The sequence below is a fragment of the Nocardioides sp. JCM 18998 genome (assembly GCF_055391535.1).
This window is the reverse complement of sequence record NZ_AP043886.1, coordinates 2,050,181-2,068,026: the sequence shown is the minus strand read 5'-3', so window position 1 is coordinate 2,068,026 and position 17,846 is coordinate 2,050,181. Positions and strand designations below refer to the sequence as shown.

At 70.0% G+C, this 17,846-nt stretch carries 15 protein-coding genes; 2 read left to right on the top strand and 13 right to left on the bottom strand.

The genetic code is table 11. The annotated features are described in order from the left end of the window. Positions 1 to 284 precede the first annotated feature (284 nt). The 9 genes from ACZ5L9_RS09665 to ACZ5L9_RS09625 form a co-directional block, all read right to left on the bottom strand. Entirely contained in the window at positions 285 to 2,204 is a 1,920-nt protein-coding gene (locus tag ACZ5L9_RS09665) for a methyl-accepting chemotaxis protein (RefSeq protein WP_464536580.1), read from the bottom strand. Positions 2,205 to 2,338: 134 nt separating this feature from the next. Continuing rightward, positions 2,339 to 4,591: a methyl-accepting chemotaxis protein gene (locus ACZ5L9_RS09660; protein WP_464536840.1), complete on the bottom strand. Its 2,253-nt coding sequence runs from the start codon at positions 4,589 to 4,591 to the stop codon at positions 2,339 to 2,341. Between the two features lie 8 nt (positions 4,592 to 4,599). Continuing rightward, positions 4,600 to 5,103 (bottom strand): chemotaxis protein CheW, encoded by a 504-nt coding sequence (locus tag ACZ5L9_RS09655; protein WP_464536578.1) that lies wholly within the window; start codon positions 5,101 to 5,103, stop codon positions 4,600 to 4,602. Then, positions 5,100 to 7,388, bottom strand: a complete 2,289-nt coding sequence (locus ACZ5L9_RS09650; RefSeq protein ID WP_464536576.1) for a chemotaxis protein CheA — start codon at positions 7,386 to 7,388, stop codon at positions 5,100 to 5,102. Before ACZ5L9_RS09650 ends, ACZ5L9_RS09655 begins: the two co-directional genes overlap by 4 nt. A 240-nt stretch (positions 7,389 to 7,628) precedes the next feature. Then, a complete protein-coding gene (gene csrA, locus ACZ5L9_RS09645; RefSeq protein ID WP_464536575.1) occupies positions 7,629 to 7,862 on the bottom strand; it encodes a carbon storage regulator CsrA in 234 nt (77 codons plus the stop codon). A gap of 52 nt (positions 7,863 to 7,914) precedes the next feature. After that, positions 7,915 to 8,337 carry a flagellar assembly protein FliW gene (gene fliW, locus ACZ5L9_RS09640; protein WP_464536838.1) on the bottom strand — a complete coding sequence of 141 codons (423 nt, stop codon included), beginning with the start codon at positions 8,335 to 8,337 and terminating at the stop codon, positions 7,915 to 7,917. Beyond that, positions 8,337 to 9,287 carry a flagellin N-terminal helical domain-containing protein gene (locus ACZ5L9_RS09635; protein ID WP_464536573.1) on the bottom strand — a complete coding sequence of 317 codons (951 nt, stop codon included), beginning with the start codon at positions 9,285 to 9,287 and terminating at the stop codon, positions 8,337 to 8,339. Before ACZ5L9_RS09635 ends, fliW begins: the two co-directional genes overlap by 1 nt. Before the next feature lie 2 nt (positions 9,288 to 9,289). Beyond that, positions 9,290 to 10,831: a flagellar hook-associated protein FlgK gene (gene flgK / locus ACZ5L9_RS09630; RefSeq protein ID WP_464536571.1), complete on the bottom strand. Its 1,542-nt coding sequence runs from the start codon at positions 10,829 to 10,831 to the stop codon at positions 9,290 to 9,292. A 3-nt stretch (positions 10,832 to 10,834) separates the two neighbouring features. Continuing rightward, a complete protein-coding gene (locus ACZ5L9_RS09625; protein WP_464536569.1) occupies positions 10,835 to 11,311 on the bottom strand; it encodes a flagellar protein FlgN in 477 nt (158 codons plus the stop codon). Between the two features lie 372 nt (positions 11,312 to 11,683). Here ACZ5L9_RS09625 and ACZ5L9_RS09620 point away from each other — a divergent pair, with 372 nt between their 5' ends. Continuing rightward, the gene (locus ACZ5L9_RS09620; protein WP_464536567.1) at positions 11,684 to 12,523 is read left to right on the top strand and encodes a sigma-70 family RNA polymerase sigma factor; all 840 of its coding nucleotides are present in this window, start codon (positions 11,684 to 11,686) and stop codon (positions 12,521 to 12,523) included. Positions 12,524 to 12,686: 163 nt separating this feature from the next. On the opposite strand, the gene ACZ5L9_RS09615 is transcribed toward ACZ5L9_RS09620, so the two are convergent. Then, positions 12,687 to 13,877, bottom strand: a complete 1,191-nt coding sequence (locus ACZ5L9_RS09615) for a nucleoside-diphosphate sugar epimerase/dehydratase (protein WP_464536565.1) — start codon at positions 13,875 to 13,877, stop codon at positions 12,687 to 12,689. A gap of 114 nt (positions 13,878 to 13,991) precedes the next feature. Between ACZ5L9_RS09615 and ACZ5L9_RS09610 the strand changes: the two genes are divergently transcribed. Then, positions 13,992 to 14,729: a class I SAM-dependent methyltransferase gene (locus ACZ5L9_RS09610; protein WP_464536563.1), complete on the top strand. Its 738-nt coding sequence runs from the start codon at positions 13,992 to 13,994 to the stop codon at positions 14,727 to 14,729. A gap of 54 nt (positions 14,730 to 14,783) precedes the next feature. On the opposite strand, the gene ACZ5L9_RS09605 is transcribed toward ACZ5L9_RS09610, so the two are convergent. Genes ACZ5L9_RS09605 through ACZ5L9_RS09595 form a run of 3 tightly spaced genes read right to left on the bottom strand, consistent with a single transcriptional unit; the run spans position 14,784 to position 17,799 of the window. Next, positions 14,784 to 15,824 carry a GSCFA domain-containing protein gene (locus tag ACZ5L9_RS09605; protein ID WP_464536561.1) on the bottom strand — a complete coding sequence of 347 codons (1,041 nt, stop codon included), beginning with the start codon at positions 15,822 to 15,824 and terminating at the stop codon, positions 14,784 to 14,786. Then, the gene (locus ACZ5L9_RS09600; protein WP_464536559.1) at positions 15,821 to 16,651 is read right to left on the bottom strand and encodes a hypothetical protein; all 831 of its coding nucleotides are present in this window, start codon (positions 16,649 to 16,651) and stop codon (positions 15,821 to 15,823) included. The genes ACZ5L9_RS09605 and ACZ5L9_RS09600 overlap by 4 nt, the downstream gene beginning before the upstream one ends. After that, entirely contained in the window at positions 16,648 to 17,799 is a 1,152-nt protein-coding gene (locus tag ACZ5L9_RS09595) for a DegT/DnrJ/EryC1/StrS family aminotransferase (protein WP_464536557.1), read from the bottom strand. Before ACZ5L9_RS09595 ends, ACZ5L9_RS09600 begins: the two co-directional genes overlap by 4 nt. Between the last annotated feature and the right edge of the window lie 47 nt (positions 17,800 to 17,846).

The window sequence follows — 17,846 nt, the reverse complement described above, 5'->3', positions numbered from 1 at the left end:
GTCCAGCGTGCGGCCACGCCCGTGAGCGATGTCGCCGCGCCGGCTGTCGCCGCGGCTACCGAGCGCGAGATGTCGTTGGTCGAGATGACGTTGGCGGGTTGAGCGCGAGGAGGTTGGTCTGCTGCGTGATCGAGGTGATCAGCGCGCCGACCTGGCCGATCTCGGCTCGGCCATCGCGGTGTTCTTGGCGTACGCGGCCTCATCAGCCGCAGCCGCGAGCCGAGCAGGGCAACGGCCGGCGTCCCTGTCCGGGAGGCCGGCCGTTGCCGTCGTGCTCGTGTCGATCAGACGGTGAACTGGCCGACCAGCGTGCGCAGCTCGGTGGCGATCTCGCTCAGGCCCCGCGCGGAGTCGAGCGTGGTCTGCACGCCGGCCTGGGTCTCGGCGGCCGCCGAGGCGACCTGGGTGACGTCGGCGGCGATGCCGTTGGCACCGGCCGCGGCCTCGGTGACCGAGCGGGCGATCTCGTTGGTGGTGGCGGTCTGCTCCTCCACCGCCGAGGCGATCGTGGTCTGGATGTCGCTGATCCGGCCGATGACCTCGGTGATCCGGCTGATCGCCGAGACGGCACCCTCGGTGTTCCCCTGGATAGCGTCGATCTTGCGCGAGATGTCCTCGGTCGCGGCGGCGGTCTCCTTGGCCAGCTCCTTGACCTCGTTGGCGACCACCGCGAAGCCCTTGCCGGCATCGCCTGCACGAGCAGCCTCGATGGTCGCGTTGAGGGCGAGCAGGTTGGTCTGCTGCGCGATCGCGGTGATCACCTTGACCACCTGGCCGATCTCGGCGCTCGAACTGCCCAGCGAGGCGACAGTGCCCTGCGCCTCCGCAGCCACGGAGACGGCGTCCCCGGCGACCGAGGCGGCCTCGGTGGCGTTCTTCGCGATCTCGCGGATGCTCGCCGTCATTTCCTCGGCCGCGGTGGCGACCGTCTGGATCGAGGCGGAGACCTGGGCGGAGGCGCCCGACGCGGAGCCGGCCCGGTCCGAGGTGAGAGCGGCACCCTCCCCCATCCCGTGGGACAGGGCGGTGAGCTGCTCGGCGGCACCGGACAGGGTGTCGGCAGTGCCGCGGATCTCGCCGAGGCTGGAGCGCATCGAGCCGAGGAGCTCGCGCAGGGCGTCGGCGATGAGGCCGACGTTGTCGGTCCCACGGACGTCGAGCTCGCGGGTGAGGTCGCCGGTGGCGGCGGCCTGGACGAAGTCGAGCAGCGCGCGCACCTTCCGCGCCGTCGCCTCCGCCTCCTCGGCGGCGAGCTGCTGCTCGCTGACGCGCTTGAGCGCGTCGTTGAGGAGGATCACGATGCTGTTGAGCGTCTCCTCGCGATCGGGGGTCATCCGCAGCGGCTCGGGCAGGGTGGCCTCGATGCCGCCGATCACCTCGCCGTTCAGCGACACCGGGAAGCCGAAGACCGATCGCACGCCGCTCTTGAGCGCCTGCGCACCGGCCTCCCAGCGGTCGTCCTCGGCGAGATCCTCGATCGCGAAGAAGCCGTTGCTCGCCCAGGAGCGGCCGACGATGCCCTCACCCCGGCCGTACGAGAGGCCCTGCGCGACCTGGCGCGCCACCGGGACGACCTCGGGACGACCACCGTCGATGCCGCCGTGGACCATCCGCCCGCGCTCGGCGTCGAGGGACCACCAGGAGATGTAGGCGGCCCCGAAGTGCTTGGCGTACGCGTCGACGACCGTCTGGACGCACTCCTCCCGGGTGGTCGCGTCGGCCAGGCCCTCGAGCACGGCGTTGGCGGTGGTGTTGTCGCGCGCGCCGTCGAAGAGGGCCTGCTCGGCCTTGACCTTGTCGGTCACGTTGAGGATCGAGACCAGGACGGCGCAGTAGGTTCCGAAGCGGTCGTAGACCGCCGTCATGGTGGTATCCAGGAAGTCGCCGGCGCGGGTGCTCTTCTCGCTGATGGGCAGGTTCGCCGGATCCCGCACCAGCTCCGGGCTGAGGCCCTGGGCGTCGCCGTGCAGCCACTCGAAGGACTGGCCGATCAGCTTGTCCGCGATGCCCGCCAGGTCGCCGCCGAGGCGCTCCATGCCGTCGCGCCCGGCGGCGTTGATGAAGATGATCCGGTAGTCCAGGTCGAGGACGAACGCGGTGGTCGGCAGGGCGTCGACGAACTCGAACGAGAGCGAGGCGATGCCGCCCTCCTCGATGGTCCGAGTGGTCTCGCTGGTCTCGAGGGGCTGAAGCAGATCGGTCACACCCACCTATCGGCGAGGGCGTGGCGAAGGCAAAGAACTTCTGCCCGGCCGGCTCGCGTCACCACAGCAGCCGGCGGCCGGGCCTCCCCCACAGAAGGCCCGACCGCCGGCTCACCGTGCTTCCACGCTGCCGGTCAGAGCGTGAACCGACCGACCAGCGCCCGCAGCTCGGTGGCGATCGCCGAGAGCTCCGTGGCGGACTGCAGGGTGTTCTGCGCACCCGTACGGTTCTCCGCGGCCGCCGTGGCGACCTGGGTGATGTCCGAGGCGATGCCGTCCGCGCCGGCGGCGGCCTCGGTGACCGATCGGGCGATCTCGTTGGTGGTGGCGGTCTGCTCCTCCACCGCCGAGGCGATCGTGGTCTGGATCGAGTTGATCTGACCGATGACCTCGGTGATCCGGCCGATGGCCGCCACCGCGCTCTGGCTGTCGGACTGGATGGCCTCGATCCGGCCGGAGATGTCCTCGGTCGCCTTGGCGGTCTCCTTGGCCAGCTCCTTGACCTCGTTGGCGACCACCGCGAAGCCCTTGCCGGCGTCGCCCGCACGAGCAGCCTCGATGGTCGCGTTGAGGGCGAGCAGGTTCGTCTGCTGCGCGATCCCGGTGATCACCTTGATGACCTGGCCGATCTCGACGCTGGACTCCCCCAGCGAGACGACGGTCTCCTGGGCCCCGCTCGCGACCTGGACCGCCGCCGTGGCGACGGTGGCCGCCTCGGTGGCGTTCTTCGCGATCTCGCGGATGCTCGCCGTCATCTCCTCGGCCGCGGTGGCGACCGTCTGGATCGACGAGGAGACCTGCATCGAGGCGCCCGATGCGGACTCGGCCCGCTCCGAGGTCAGCGCCGCCCCGTCGCCCATCCCCTGGGCCACGCCGGTGAGCTGCTCCGCGGAGATGCCGAGGGTGTCGGCCGTGCCGCCGATGTTGGACATGCTGAGGCGGAACTGCGCGAGCAGCTCGTCCAGCGCACGCCCGACCTGGGCCACGGAGTCGTCGCCCTCGAAGGCCAGCGACCGGGTGAGGTCCCCGTCGGCGGCGGCACGCACCATGTCGAGGATCTGCTGGACGCCCTCGGCGGTGTGGGCGGAGGCCGCCCGCTCCCGGACGTCGCGGTCGATGGCCTCCAGCCGCTGCGAGACCATCCTGCCGACGTTGCGCAGCGAGTCGAGTCGCTGCACGCTCGGCTCGAGGGTCTCGGTGGCGAAGAAGTCCATCGTGCCGACGACCCGGCCCTCGATCAGGATCGGGAAGCAGACGCCCGACTTCACCCCGACGCGCTGCGCGACGGGAGCCCGTACGCAGTCGGTCATCTCGCCGATGTCCTGGGTGAAGTAGAGGTCGCGCTGACGCCACGCCCGCCCGGACAGGCCGACGCCCTCCGCGAAGGTCGCCGCGAGCGTGACCTGGTGGAACTCGGGCCCGGCGTCACCGGACTCGAGGCTGAAGTGGAGCAGCTGGTCGTCGCCCACCGTCCAGTAGGAGCCGTACGCCCACCCGAAGGCGCTGCGCACCGTGTCGAGGGCCGTCCGGACCGCCTGCTCCGGTGTCGAGGCGTGCTGGAGGGAGACCAGCACCTCGTTGACGGCGGTGGTGTCGGCCTGCGCCTCGGCGCTCTTCCGTTCCATCGCGATCCGCTCGGTGACGACCTCCCAGGTCGCCATCGCGCCGATGTACTCGCCCTGGTCGTTCCTGATCGGGCTGACCAGCAGGTCGAGGGTCTCCGGCCCCACGCCGATGTTGGCGCGGCGGGGCAGCTCCTTGGGGTCGGAGAGGATCCCGCGCTGGTAGGCGGGCGTCTGGTGGAAGATGTCGAGGCTCGACCCGACCACCTGGTCGGCCCGGACCGGGAGGTGCGCCTCGAGACGGCGCAGCGTCGCGAGCGAGGCCGGGTTCATGTACTGGATGACGAAGTCGCGATCGGCGAACATCATGTTCGTCGGACTGTTCTCCATCATGGAGCGCAGCCGCGCCGTCCCGTGCTCGAGCTCGAGCTGCGCGGTGACGTCCTCCAGCTGCGCGATAGCGCCGATGAAGCGGCCGCTCGCGTCTGTGAGGGCGTTCACGCTCAAGTTGACGGAGCGGTCGCCGATGGTCTGGGTGATTGAAAGTGGAATCGCTCCCCGGTGGCTGCCGGGGCTCTTGGTCTCAAGGGCGAAGAGGATCACCTGATCGAGCGGCAATCCGATCACCACGTCGGGCGAGTAGGGCAGGTGTTCCCGCACCTGCCCTAGCGCCCGTTGTGCGGCTGGGTTGGCGTAGCGGACCACGAGATCCGCATCGGCCACGATCAGTGGGCTGTCTACGCCGTTCAGGACGTGTCGGTACGTATCGACGTCGAGAACGGCAGGAGCCCCGGATCCGGAAGCACCGGCTCCGGGGCTCGTCACCAGCTTCGTCATGTTGTTCCTCCCCCTGGAGATTCTGCGACGGCGAAGATGTCGACCGCTCGGTCCGCGTCGAGGACGAGGAGGACCGCGTCGGCCATCGGACGAACGCACTGCACGACGTCCGCCATCTTCACCGGCATGGTGGGCGGCACGGACTCGATCTCGAGCCCGGCCGTGTCGATCACGTCCCCGATGTCGTCGACGAGGAGGCTGACCACCTCGCCACGGCTGCGGACGATCACATTCATGGGCAGCTCGCCCTCAGCCCGGGGCGGAAGCCCCAGACGGACCCGAAGATCCACCGCGGTCACGATCTGACCGCGCAGGTTGATGAGGCCGCGTACGGCATCGTGCGCCCGCGGCACCGGGGTCATCGGCTGGTGCCGCAGGACCTCCTGGACCTCGTTGACCGAGACCCCGAAGTACTGGCCGCCCACCCAGAAGGTGCAGTACTGCTCCGCGATGGCCTGCGCGGGCGCGTGCCCGGCGCTGTTCAGGGTGGCGGTGCTCATGCGAGGACTCCTGTACGGGCCACGACGGCCTCGAGGTCGACGATGTCGGTGACGTGGTCCTGGATGACGGCCGAGCCGCGCACGCCGTAGCGTCCGCCGACCTCGCTCAGGACGAGAGTGGTGTCGACGACGTCGAGCACCCGGTCGATCACGATGCCGACCGAGCGGTCGGCGAGCTCGTGGACGACCACGGAGAGCTGCTCCTGGCGATCGGAGGTGTCCATCAGACCGATCGCGGGCGCGAGCCGGACGAGCTGGAGCAGACCGTCGCGGTACTGCACGACCTCGACCGAGCCGGTGCGCTCGATCCGGTCGTGGCCGAACTCCTCGAGACGCGCGACCGACGCGAGCGGCAGCGCCGCCCGGCGGCCGTCGGAGAGCTCGAGCACGAGCAGGGACGTACGGTCCTCGTCGTCCAGCGAGGCGCGGGTGGTGAGCAGCTCCTGCTCCACGGCACCGACGCCCTGCTCCTGGGCCATGCCCGGGATGTCGAGGATCAGCGCGACCTTGCCGTCGCCCATGATCGTGGCGCCGGCGTACATCGCGAGCTCCTTGAGCTGGCGACCGATCGGCTTGACCACGATCTCCTGGGTGTCGTGGACGGCGTTGACGCACAGGCCGAAGCGGACGTCGTCGGCCTGGACGACGACCACGGTGAGGTGATCGCCCTTCTCGGCACGGCCGCCGAGGGCCTCGGCGAGGTTGACCAGGGGCAGCAGCCGGCCGCGCAGGCGCAGCACCGGGGCACCGCCGAGGTTCTCCACCTGGCGGTCGAGGTCCTCGCCCTCGATCCGGACCAGCTCGACCAGGTTGGCCTGGGCGATCGCGTAGCGCTCCTCGCCCTCCCCGACGATGAGCGCCGGGATGATGGCCAGGGTCAGCGGGATGCGGATGCGGAACGTGGAGCCCTTACCGACCTCGCTGGAGACGTCGACCGAGCCGCCGATCCGCTCGATGTTGGAGCGGACGACGTCCATGCCGACGCCACGGCCGGAGACGTTGGTGACCGTCTCCGCGGTGGAGAAGCCCGGGCGGAAGATCAGGTTGACGATCTCCTTGGTGTCCATCCGGGAGAGCTGGTCGCGGGTGATGACGCCGCGCTCGAGCGCGACCGCCGAGATCCGGGCCGGGTCGATGCCCTTGCCGTCGTCGCGGATCTCCACGATGACCTGGCCGGACTCGTGGAAGGCCCGCAGGCTCAGGATGCCCGCACGGGCCTTGCCGGCCGCCTCGCGGTCCTCGGGACGCTCGATGCCGTGGTCCATGGAGTTGCGCACCATGTGGGTGAGCGGGTCCTTGACCGCCTCGAGGACCGAGCGGTCCATCTCGGTGTCGTGACCGTCCATCTGCAGGTCGACCTCACGGCCGAGCTGGTGGGCCAGGTCGCGCACGATGCGCGGCATCTTCGACCAGACCTGGCCGATGGGCTGCATGCGGGTCTTCATGACCGACTCCTGCAGCTCGCTGGCGACCAGGTCGAGACGCTGGCTGGCGCGGAGCAGGTCGGGGTCGTCCTGCGACTCGGTGCGCTGGAGGATCTGGTTGCGGGTCAGCACCAGCTCGCCGACGAGCTGGACCAGGTTGTCCAGCAGCTCGACGTCGACCCGGACGACCGAGTCGGCGACGGAGCGGCGCTCGGTGCCGTCCCACGACTCGGGCTCGGCGGCCGGAGTGGGGGCCGGGGCAGTGGGGACCTGGGCAGTGGGGACCGGGGCAGCGGGCGTCTCGACGACGGGCGTCGCGGCGGGCGCCTCGGCGACCTGGGTCCCGGCGGCGGGCGCCTCGACGACCGGAGCGGCCTCGACGACGGCGGTCTGCTCGTCGGCCTCGGCGGCGATCTCCGTGACCGCCGGCTCGGCGGCCTGCGGGGCCTCGGCCTGCGGCAGCACGCCGCGGTGCTCGAGCAGCAGCTCGATCGCGGCCTGGATCGGCGCCACGTCGACGGCCGGGTCCTTGTCGTTGCCGGAGCGCTCGATGCCCTCGAGCAGCAGCCGTACGGTGTCGACCATCCGCAGCAGCGCCTCGGCGATCGCCTCGTTCATGGCGTACTCGCCGTCGCGCAGCTTCGAGAGCAGGGTCTCGCCGACGTGGGTCAGCTTCTCCAGGCGCCCGAACGCGAGGAACCCACTTGTTCCCTTGATCGTGTGGATCGTGCGGAAGATGCTCGAGAGCAGCTCCCGGCTTCCGGGGTTCTGCTCCAGCTCCACCAGGTCGCGATCCAGCTGGTCGAGGTTCTCGTGGCTCTCCACAAGGAACTCGGCAATGATCTCGGCATCGTCGTCCATCGACTCACCCTCCTAAACAGAGGGCTAGTCGGCATCCGGACAGAGCGCTTGACAAGAACCGGCGTACGGATTCTTGTGACGTCCTTGTGACGCTAGTCCACCGGGACCAAGGTCCGCGCGAGGGTGACCGAAGGATGCTCAGGACGGTCGGCGAGGCGCGTGACGCGCCATCGAGGCGGGGTGCCTACGGCTCCGCGCGGGTCTGCTGACACGCGCGGTCGAGGGCTGCTGACAGGTCGGTCAGCGACGCCGTCGAAGCGCCTCGGCCAGCGACGCGACGGCGTCCTGGCTCGGGGAGGCCGACTCCTGGTTGGAGTCGGCGAGCTCCTGGAGGAGCTCGGCGCGATGCACGCTCACCGAGCGCGGGGCGTCGATGCCGATCCGCACCACGTCACCGCGCACCTCGAGCACGGTGACAGTCACCTCGTCGCCGATGACGACGCTCTCGCCCACACGACGACTCAGGACCAACATGGGAACACGCTATCGCTTCTACCGAGGGGGCGGACCGGTGGCTGAGGTGCGCTCAGGCGACCAGCGGCGCCGCGACCGGGAGGTCGACGTCGTCGAGGATGACCTGGACGGCCTTCATCGTGTTGACGTTGACCAACAGCGGGGCCCGCAGGTTGACGGTGGTCTCCGCGAGCGAGGCCGCGGCGTGCACGATGAGCAGGACGAGGACGTCGCTCGTCTCGGTGATGCCGAGATCCACGGCGATCTCGTCGCCGACCACGGGGGCGTACGACGGGTAGAACTCGACCGCCGGGACGACGAGGAACTGCACCCCGTCGTGGTCGAGCGAGCGCAGCGTGCCGAGCACGCCGCCGTCGTCCAGATGGCCGAGCTCGAAGCGGGCGTCGTGCGGGAAGCCCGGCATCGGATCGACCAGCTCGATCACTGAGATGTCGGGGACGCCGTGCGTCTCGTCGTGCGTGGCCACGGCAAGCATCATGACAGGAAGTTCAGCAGGCTCTGCTGGCTGGTCTTGCTGACCGCCATGAGAGCCGACTGGTACGCGGTCGTGGTGGTCTGGAAGTTGATCGTCGCCTGGGCGATGTCGACGTCCTCGACATTGGTCTGCGTGGTCTGCAGCGCGAGGGTGGTGTCGGCCGCGACGTTGGTGGCGGCGGTGACCTGGTTCATCCGGGCACCCTCGTCGGCCGCGGCCGCCCCGAGCTGATCGGTGTCGGACTTCAGCTGGGCCTGGGCCGCCGAGATCGCGGTGAAGTCGCCGGCGCGCAGGGCCTTGGAGAGCGCCTGGAGGTGGTCGAAGATGCTGGTGCCGGCGCCGGTGGCGACCGAGGTGCCGTCGGAGTTGGTGCCCTGCGTCTTGCCGAAGACCGACGTCGCCGCCGAGTCGACGCGGACGATGTTGTCATCGCCGATCCGCCGGCTGACGGTGCCGTTGTCGCCGATGTACTCCACCGAGGTCGTGCCGTCGGAGTTGGTCACCTTCTGGTAGGCGAGGGAGCCGGTGGTGGTGCCGCCGAAGACCGGAGTGCCCAGGTAGGTGGTGTTGCTGAGGCCGAGCACGTTGTTGACGATCTGGTCGATCTCGTCGGCGTCCGCGTTCAGGGACTGCTGGGTGTTGGTCTGGTTGGCACCGGCGACCGCGACCGCATACCCGCGCTGCACCTGGGTGGTGATGCTCGTCAGGGCGGTGTCGATCGTGGAGAGCCGCGCGGTCGCGTCCTGGCCGTTGCGCGTGAACTGGGCGTTCTGCGAGAGGCCGGAGCGTGCCTTGAGAGCGACGCTGAGGTCGGCGGGCGCGTCCGAGATCCGGTTGATCCGGCGACCGGTGGTCATCTGCTCCTGGGCGTTGGCCATGCGCAGCGCGCCGCCCTCGACGGAGGTGAGCTCGCGACCGACGAGCATCCGCTGGGTCACACGAGTGATCATGATCAGGCTCCGGTGTGGTTGATGAGGGTGTCGAGGATCGAGTCCATCGTGTTGAGGACCCGGGCCGACGCCTGGTAGGCACGCTGGGCTTCCATCAGGTTGATGGTCTCCTCGTCGATGCTGACGCCGACGGTCTGCTCGTTCTGGTCGTCGACCTGGTCGGTCAACGACTGCTGGTTGGCGGTGAGCGTGTTCAGCCCGGCGATCTTCGCGCCCAGGCTGGTGATCATGCTCTGGTACTCGTCGCTGATGTTGATCGAGTTCGCGGCCGATATGTCGGCGGTCGGCTTCCCGAGCAGGGCCTGGCTGATCGCGTCCGCGTTGCCGGAGTCGTTGTTCGGCGCACCGGGGACCGAGGAGGCCGCGACCAGCTCGGGGTGGCCGACGATGGCGGTACTGACCCTCAGGTTGGCGGCGGTGATGGTGGACGAGCCGTCCGAGGTCGCAAAGAATGCCTGGCCCGCGGTGCCGCTCTGGTCGTAGCCGGCCTCGTGCTGGGTGTTGACGATGGTGGCCAGGTCCGAGGCCATCTTGTTGAGGCTGGCGGTGTAGTCCTTGAGGGTGCTGTTGAGCAGCACGCTCTCCGCGCCGGCCTCGCCGTTGGTGATGCTGAAGTTCGGGCTGGCGACCTCGGGGACCGCCGCCGTTGCCGGGATCGGCGGGATGGCGGTCGGGTCGCCCGGGTCCGCCGCGACGGCCGGGCTCTTGATGATCCTGAAGTCGAGGGTCGTGCCGGCCGTCGGGTCGCCCGCGGTCGAGAGGTTGTTCGCCGCCAGGGTGTAGGCGACGTCCGGGCCGGCGCCCGTACCGGCGGCGGGGACGAGGTCCACGCCGTTGATCTTGGCGACGTAGCGGCCGTCGGGCTGGACCGTGATGGTGGCGCCGGCCTTGTTGGCCAGGTCGAGGGCGACCTTGTCGCGCTGGTCGAGCAGGTCGTTGACATCGCTGCCGTTGGCCTGCGCGATGAAGATGTTGTGGTTGAGCTGCGCCAGCTGGGTGGCGTCGTCGTTGATCTCGCTGACGGTCTCGGTGACAGCGGCCTGCTGCTGGGAGACCTCGGAGGCGACCGCCGTCGCCTGGGTGTTGATCGCGGTGGCCAGGGTCTGCCCGGCGGCGATCACGCCCGTACGGGCGGCGGTGCCGTCCGTGGAGGTGGTGAGGACCTGGAAGGCCGAGCCGAAGGCGCTGAGCGCTGAGGCGACACCGTTGTCGGACGGCTCGTCGATGCTCGCCTCGACGCGGGCGAGCGAGTCCTGCTGGGTGGTCAGGAAGGTGAGGTTCGCGTGCTCGTTGCGCACCCGGTTGGTCATCAGCAGGTCGCTGAGGCGCTGAACGCCGGTGGCGGTCACGCCCTGGCCGTGGCCGGTGTACGTCGACCACATCGCCGGGCCGGTGGCGCCCGAGATCTCGCTGCCGTCGAGGCGTCGCCGGACGTACCCGTCGGTGCCGACGTTCGAGATGTTGTTGTTCGCCGTGTCGATGGCGAGCTGCTGATACTGCAGTCCGGTCTTGGCGATGTTGAGGCTGCCGAAGGTGCTGGACATGAACTACAGACTCCGATCCACGAGTCGCTTGCGCGGCGCGTCGAGCACCGCGGAACCATCGGGCGAGTAGCCGTCGGCGTTGCCGCCGAGGGAGAGAAGCGTTTCGCGCGCCGAGCGGTAGCCGGCGGTGATGAGCCCGCGGTTGGACTCGGAGAGCTCCGCGATCTCGCGGGTCGCGGTGACGAACGCGGTGCGGTGGTCGTCGAGGATCGCGCGCCACGGCTCGGCGGCCACCTCGGCGATGGCGGCGAGGGTGGGGGCCGGGGCCAGGCCCAGCTCCTCGGCGACCTCGTCGGCGGCGATCGCGCGCAGCACCTCGGTCTCGCGCAGCAGCTCGAGGACCTCCTCGACCTCCTTGGTCGAGTGGGCCAGCCAGCGGCTGCGGCCGGACGCCAGGATGAGCTGCTCGACCTCCAGCTTGTAGGCGAGCGTCTCCAGCAGCTCACGCTCACGCCAGAGGATCAGCGACAGCTTCTCCACGGGACCACCTCTCAGGGCTCCATCGAGCACCAGGTGAGCCCGACAGGGTCCTCATCGCCCACCGGCACCGGATCCTGAGCCTTTCGACCGGTCGGGTTGCCGCTGCTCGGAGTGGGGTCCCGGGCCTCGATCGCCGGCTGGATGTTCGTTACCGAACGAGCGGCCAGACCACCCGACCGGGAGGGTCCCGGGCGGGAGCAAAGACATCGTTCTACCAAACGGTTCTCACGGTCTGGCCCCACCCGTCGCCCTTGGCATAGTTTTGTCTGACTAGTCACGTTTGGGACCTGGGTCCTGTTTTGAGTAACAAGGGACTTTTACCCCCGCGTTCCCCTCGCGTTGACGACCCTCGACCCGCCATAGTCCTGTCTCGTGACCGAGCAAGCAGGCGACCCCCGCGCCGACGACCTCATCACCAGCCACATGCCGCTGGTGGGCCACATCGTCCGAGAGACGATGGGCCGAGTGCCTTCCCATGTGAGCCGTGACGACCTGACCTCCGCAGGCCTCACCGCTCTCGTTCAAGCCGCGCAGGCGTACGACGCCGAGCGCGGCGTGCCCTTCGAGCGCTACGCGGCGACCCGCATCCGCGGCGCCATCCTCGACGAGCTCCGCAGCGTCGACTGGGCCTCCCGGTCCGTGCGCCGTCGCGCCCGTGACCTCGAGGAGACCCGCTCCCGCCTCGCCGGCACCTTCGGACGGACCCCCACCGTCGCCGAGGTCGCCAGCGCTGCCGGACTCAGCGTCGAGGAGGTGACCGCCAACGACGACGACGTCTCCCGTGCCCAGGTGCTCTCGCTCCAGGGTTCGACGACGGCCTCGCTCGACGAGCTGGTCCCCACCCGCGCCCCGAGCCCCGAGCAGCTGGTGGAGCACCAGGAGCGCCTCACCTACCTCATGGAGGCGATCGCCGAGCTGCCCGAGCGCCTCCGGGTGGTCGTGCAGGACTACTTCTTCGCCGAGCGGCCGATGGCCGACATCGCCGAGGAGCTGGGCGTCACGGACTCGCGCATCTCCCAGATGCGGGCCGAGGCCCTCGTCCTGCTGCGCGACGCGATGAACAGCGCGCTCGACCCGCAGCTGGTCAAGCCCGCCGGCAAGCCGAACGGCTGCGCGGCCCGGCGTCGCGAGGCGTACTTCGCCGCCGTCGCCGACCGTCACGCCGCCGGCACCCAGCGCAGCGCGAGCGCCGTGCTCGACGCGGCCGGCTGATCCCCGGTCCCCCGCAACCACCGGCGAAGCCCGGCGCAGCCCTCGGTCGCTGTGCCGGGCTTCGTCGCGTCTCCACCCGGCTCGGGCACTGATCTCAGGCCGGCACCCCGCTTCTCGCGCAGGCGCTCGCCGCCGGCACCGCCGACGACGAGGAGATCGCCGCCTACGCGATCGGGACCACGATCTCCTCCCACTCCGGCAGCGCGAAGAAGTCCGCCACCTTGTGGGCCGTGGTGCTGAAGTAGGCGTCCGGGTAGACCGCGATCTTGCGGGCCAACGCGGTGTGGACGACGTCGCACAGCCCGCTGCGCAGCGCGATGAACGTGCCCGCGTGCTCGACGGCGGCCACCATCTGGGACAGCGGCACCCGCAGGGGCAGGGTCCCCGGGAGCGCCTGCTCGGTGCCCGCCACGTTCGTGTAGACGGTGCGCCCGGCTGCGGCGTGCTCGGCGACGACCCCGTCCCAGAAGGCGGCCGGCGGCGCGATCACGCTCTTGGCGTACGGCGCGATGATCACCGAGGTGCCGGCCGGGATGTCGTCCACGTTGTCGAACTCGTCGAGATACGCCGGCACCGCGGGAAGCGCCGAGGCGTCGAGGCCGTAGACGACCGAGCGGTAGTAGTCGAAGAGGGTCAGCGACTCGCCCTGGTAGATCAGCGGCGAGCCGGACCGATCGGGCGTGAACCCGATGGTGTAGCCCTCGTCGTCGCTGAGCAGGACGGCGCGGATGAGGTCGTCCATCTCCTGATGGGTGAGCACCGCCGCGGTGTCCTGGCCGGAGAGCCGGACGACCTGTTCCGAGCCGCGCCCGACGACCACGGCCGCGGCCTGCTCGATGTCGTTGTCCGCGCAGAACGCCGGCAGGTAGGACATCAGCCAGTACACGTCACCCAGCCCGTCGAACGGGCAGAGCACCAGGTGATGGCGCGGGAACCGCGTCCGGATGTCGGCCAGCAGGGAGGCTCCGTAGGCGGCACGTGCCTTGACGACGTGCTCCTCCTCGGTGGTCGGCAGCGTCGTGTACACGTCCGTGCCGATGATCCGCAGGATCTCGCCCTCGAAGCCGATCGCGCGCAGCTGATCGCGCATCACCTCGAAGTGCGGCGAGGAGATCAGCACGACGGTACGGACGTCGGGCAGGGCCATGATCTCGTCGGGGGCGATCACCGGCACCCCGTCGAACGCGCTCCCCTGCTTCATCGGGTTGTTGTCCAGGAACGCACGGACCACGATCCCCGCCTCCGCGAGCCGGTGCTGGATCGCCGACGTCACGTTGGAGTGTCCGAAGATCAGCACCGTCGCACCATCGAGGAGATGGATGCGCAGGAGCCGGTCGACGGCCGAGTTGATCACGCGCCAGACCCTACCGGCGCAGCGATTCTCATTGGGGTCGGACCGAACGATCCGATAGGGAGGAGGAACGGCTGCGCGCTCCCTGCGCAGCCGCGGCGAACGAAGGAGATCCGCATGCCCGACCTGAACTGGAACACCTCTGTCTGGGACGGCAGCTACGACTGGGAGGCAGGCGGCGAGGAGTGGTCGGAGATCTGGGGCGGCAGTGAGGCGCACTGGTTCGGCTCGCTGCTCCCCCGTATCCATCGCCACCTCCCGGCCTCGACGGTGCTGGAGATCGCGCCCGGCTACGGCCGGTGGACGCAGTACCTGATCCCGGCGGCGGATCGCTACATCGGCATCGACCTCTCCCAGGAGTGCGTCGACGCCTGCGAGGCGACCTTCGCCACCGCACCGAACGCACGCTTCGCCCAGAACGACGGTCTCTCGCTGGTCGGCGTCGAGGACGGAAGCGTCGACTTCGTCTTCTCCTTCGACTCCCTGGTGCACGCCGACCTCGACGTGATGGAGGCGTACGTCGAGGAGATCCTCCGTGTACTCACGCCCAACGGCGTCGCGTTCGTGCATCACTCCAACCTGCAGGCTCACGACGGGAAGATCGGCCAACCGCACTGCCGCAGTCTCGAGGTCTCCGCCGACCGGATCGCCGAGCTGGTGGAGAGGTACGCCGGCACGCTCCTCGTCCAGGAGATCATCGACTGGGGTGGGGCCCCTGCTCTCGACTGCCTGACGCTCTTCGAGAAGTCCTCGCGGACGGTCGAGGCGGTGCGGATCGAGAACGACGCCTTCATGACGGAGGCCGTCAACATCCGTACGCACCAGGCGCCCTGGCGCTCGGCGAGCGCCCGCTGAGGCAGCGCCCGCTGAGGCAGAGCTCGCTGAGGCGGGCGCGTCACCGGCGGAGCGCTACCGCTCGGCGAGGACCTCGTCGCACTCCGCGTCGGCGATCCGTCGCGAGAGATCGGCCAGCACGTCGACCACGTCGGTCGGCGGCTTCTGCTCGGTCGGCACGGAGTCGAGCCCGAACAGGACCGACATCACCGTACGAACACCGGCGGCGCTGACGTTGCGGCGATCGGGCTCGTAGAAGTGATCCGGCGCCTGAGGTCCGGTGATGATCTCGTACGCCGGGAAGTAGCGGACGCCTGGCACCGAGGCGGCGACCTCGCCGGCGGCGACCCGCAGCGCCGACTTGCTGTAGGTCGTCGCCACGAGCACGTGCTGATCGGTCGCGGTGGCCACGAGCGGCACCGGCGACACCGTGAGGATCACGCGGAGCGACGGGTTGTTGCGTCGCGCGAGCTCGACGGCGGCGACGACGTCGTCGCGCACCTCGGAGGCGGTGAAGTTGATGAACCGGTGGCGGTCCGGGTCGAACGTGCCCCGGATGGTGCCCGGGCAGCCGGGGTAGACGCTGCCGTCGATGGTCGACTCCCAGGCCTCCGTCAACCCGAGGGTGAAGACGAGGACGGTGGCGGACTCGACCGCGCGCCGCACCCCGGCGAGGTGCTGAGCCGTCAGCGCGTCGAACTCGGCATCGGAGACGGCCGGGTAGCGCAGCCCCGGCCGGAACGGGTCGATGACGTGATCGCCCTCGTACCAGCGGTCCTCCACGGGCTGGAACTCGCCGTAGGCCCGCTGCAGCAGCTGGCGCAGGTGACGCGCGGTGTAGATGTTCCCGTAGGCGGCGCTGAAGGTCCGGTAGCCGAGGTTCTCCGGCATCGCCGCCAACCGGGGCGGGAGCACCTCGGTACGGACATAGGTCGCGTCGCTGGCCTCGATCCACGGGATCAGGTTGGAGGCGAAGCAGCTGCCCGCGGTCATCACCCGGTCCCCGCTCTCGAACAGCGAGGTCGTGTCGTTGGGGACGTCGTGCGCCTCGAAGCCCTGGGACACCGCGCGGGACCAGAACGCACGGGCCGGCTGGGAGCGGTAGGGGTGGCTCATGCTGCGATTCCCATCTCGGCGAGGCGCGCCATGATCGAGGGCCAGAACAGGGCGCCGTAGGCCCCGTTCGCGTGGGTGACGTCGTCCCAGGCGAGCTCCGGTCGCAGCAGGCCGTCGTCATCCATGCAGGACGCGGGCACGGGGACGAAGTGGGCGCCCGACTGCTCGGCGGCGATGCGCTGCATGTCGCTGACGATCCCCCACATCGCGATCCGGTCGGCCTCGAGGGTCAGCGGAACCGTGTCGGCGTCGAGGCCCGCGGCCTCGAGCGTGGGGCCGAAATAGCCGTCGCGCCCCTTCCGCAGCCAAGCGCGGACGAACGCGTCGGACTTCGGCGGCGGCGTGCCGATGACGAAGACCGCCGAGACCGTCGCGGCGAGCTGCGCGATCACGTCGGTGAGCTGGCGGAAGAAGACCGGATGCCACAGGTCCCAGAGCATCGAGCCGGGCACGAGCACGCTGTTCTCGCGCACCGCGCCGTCGCGCAGGACGTGGAAGGGCGGCTCGCTGGCGAACAGGAAGTCGGTCAGGTGCTCGCTGCCGGACCAGACGACCGCCGCGACCCGGCCCGCGGACAGGGTCGCGAACTCGTCCCAGTACTCGGCCTTCGCGGCCTCGGTCGCGTCGCCCATGGCGACGCGCGGGAACGGCCGCATCGCCGCGGCGCCGGGGACCGGTGCGTCCTCGAGCGCCTGGGCGAACGCCTCGGTGTGGGAGTGCCCGCCGATCAGGATCGCGGCGGTGCCGGGATCGCGGGCCTCGCGCAGCCCGAAGCCTCCGTGGGGCGTGGGCTCGGCGGACATCGTGCTGGCTGCGGGGTGCGTCATGCGACACCGGCCTTTCGGGAGAGGATCTCGGTGAGGATCCGACACACCAGATCGGTGGTCTCCTCATCCATGTTGTAGCCCGAGGGGAGGTTGACCCCGCGGGCCGCGATGCTCGCGTCCGGCGAGCCCGGCACGACGAAGCGGGTCGACTCGGGCCGGTCCGAGAAGACACCCAGCTCGGAGAGCGGGGTGAAGAACGGACGGGTGTCGACGTTGCGCTCGGCGAACCTCGCCATCAGGTCGAACTTGTCCATCCCGTACGACGGATCCGGCACGGCCGTGACCATCCAGTAGGAGTTCTCGACGCCCACCGGCTCGGCGTTGAGGGTCACGCCGGCCAGGTCACCGAGGCGGTCGCGGTACCAGCCGAAGATCGCGCGCTTGTGCTCGATGAGCTGGTCGATGCGCTCCATCTGGGCGCAGCCGAGGGCAGCGGTGACCGCGTTCATCTTGTACTTGAACGCGAACTCACGGTTGCGGAAGAACTGATCGCCCGGGCTGCGGCCGTGGTCGCGCAGCACCTCGATCCGCGCCGCCAGCTCATCGCTGTCGGTGACCAGCATGCCGCCCTCGCCGGTCGCCACGGTCTTCGAGCCGTGGAAGCTGAAGACCGCCCCGTCCCCGAAGGCGCCGGCGCGCCGACCGCCGAGGGTGGAGCCGAGCGCCTCCGCCGCGTCCTCCACCAGGAGCAGGCCGTGCCGATCGGCGATCGCCCGCAGCGCGGCCCAGTCACACATCGATCCGTAGAGGTCGACACCGATGATCGCCCTGGTCCGGGGCCCGATCGCGGCCTCGACGGCCACCGGGTCGAGACACCAGGTGTCGGTGGTGATCGCGACGACCACCGGCGTCGCACCGAGGTGCACGACCGGCGCGACCGACGCGATCCAGGTGGTGTCGGGGACGATCACCTCGTCCCCGGGGCCGATGCCGCCGGCCGCCAGGATCAGGTGCAGGCCCGAGGTGGCGTGCGGCAGGCTGATCGCGTGCTTCACGCCGACGTAGTCGGCCATCATCGACTCGAACCGGGCGTTGTAGGCGCCCGCGTTGCCGTACCAGGCGGTTCGCGCCGCCTCGGCGACCAGCTCGGGCTCGCGGTCCGTGATGGACGGGCCCGCGACGGGGATGCGGTCAGGGGAGATCAGCACTCAGCGGACGTTACACACCGTCATGGCCTTGTGGGACTGCACTCAAG

Bases quoted from the DNA above. Each gene is read 5' to 3' on its own strand.
- ACZ5L9_RS09655 (WP_464536578.1), bottom strand. From the start codon at position 5,103: ATGAGCACCGCCACCCTGAACAGCGCCGGGCACGCGCCCGCGCAGGCC.
- ACZ5L9_RS09650 (WP_464536576.1), bottom strand. From the start codon at position 7,388: ATGGACGACGATGCCGAGATCATTGCCGAGTTCCTTGTGGAGAGCCAC.
- csrA (WP_464536575.1), bottom strand. From the start codon at position 7,862: ATGTTGGTCCTGAGTCGTCGTGTGGGCGAGAGCGTCGTCATCGGCGAC.
- fliW (WP_464536838.1), bottom strand. From the start codon at position 8,337: ATGCTTGCCGTGGCCACGCACGACGAGACGCACGGCGTCCCCGACATC.
- ACZ5L9_RS09635 (WP_464536573.1), bottom strand. From the start codon at position 9,287: ATGATCACTCGTGTGACCCAGCGGATGCTCGTCGGTCGCGAGCTCACC.
- flgK (WP_464536571.1), bottom strand. From the start codon at position 10,831: ATGTCCAGCACCTTCGGCAGCCTCAACATCGCCAAGACCGGACTGCAG.
- ACZ5L9_RS09610 (WP_464536563.1), top strand. From the start codon at position 13,992: ATGCCCGACCTGAACTGGAACACCTCTGTCTGGGACGGCAGCTACGAC.
- ACZ5L9_RS09605 (WP_464536561.1), bottom strand. From the start codon at position 15,824: ATGAGCCACCCCTACCGCTCCCAGCCGGCCCGTGCGTTCTGGTCCCGC.
- ACZ5L9_RS09600 (WP_464536559.1), bottom strand. From the start codon at position 16,651: ATGACGCACCCCGCAGCCAGCACGATGTCCGCCGAGCCCACGCCCCAC.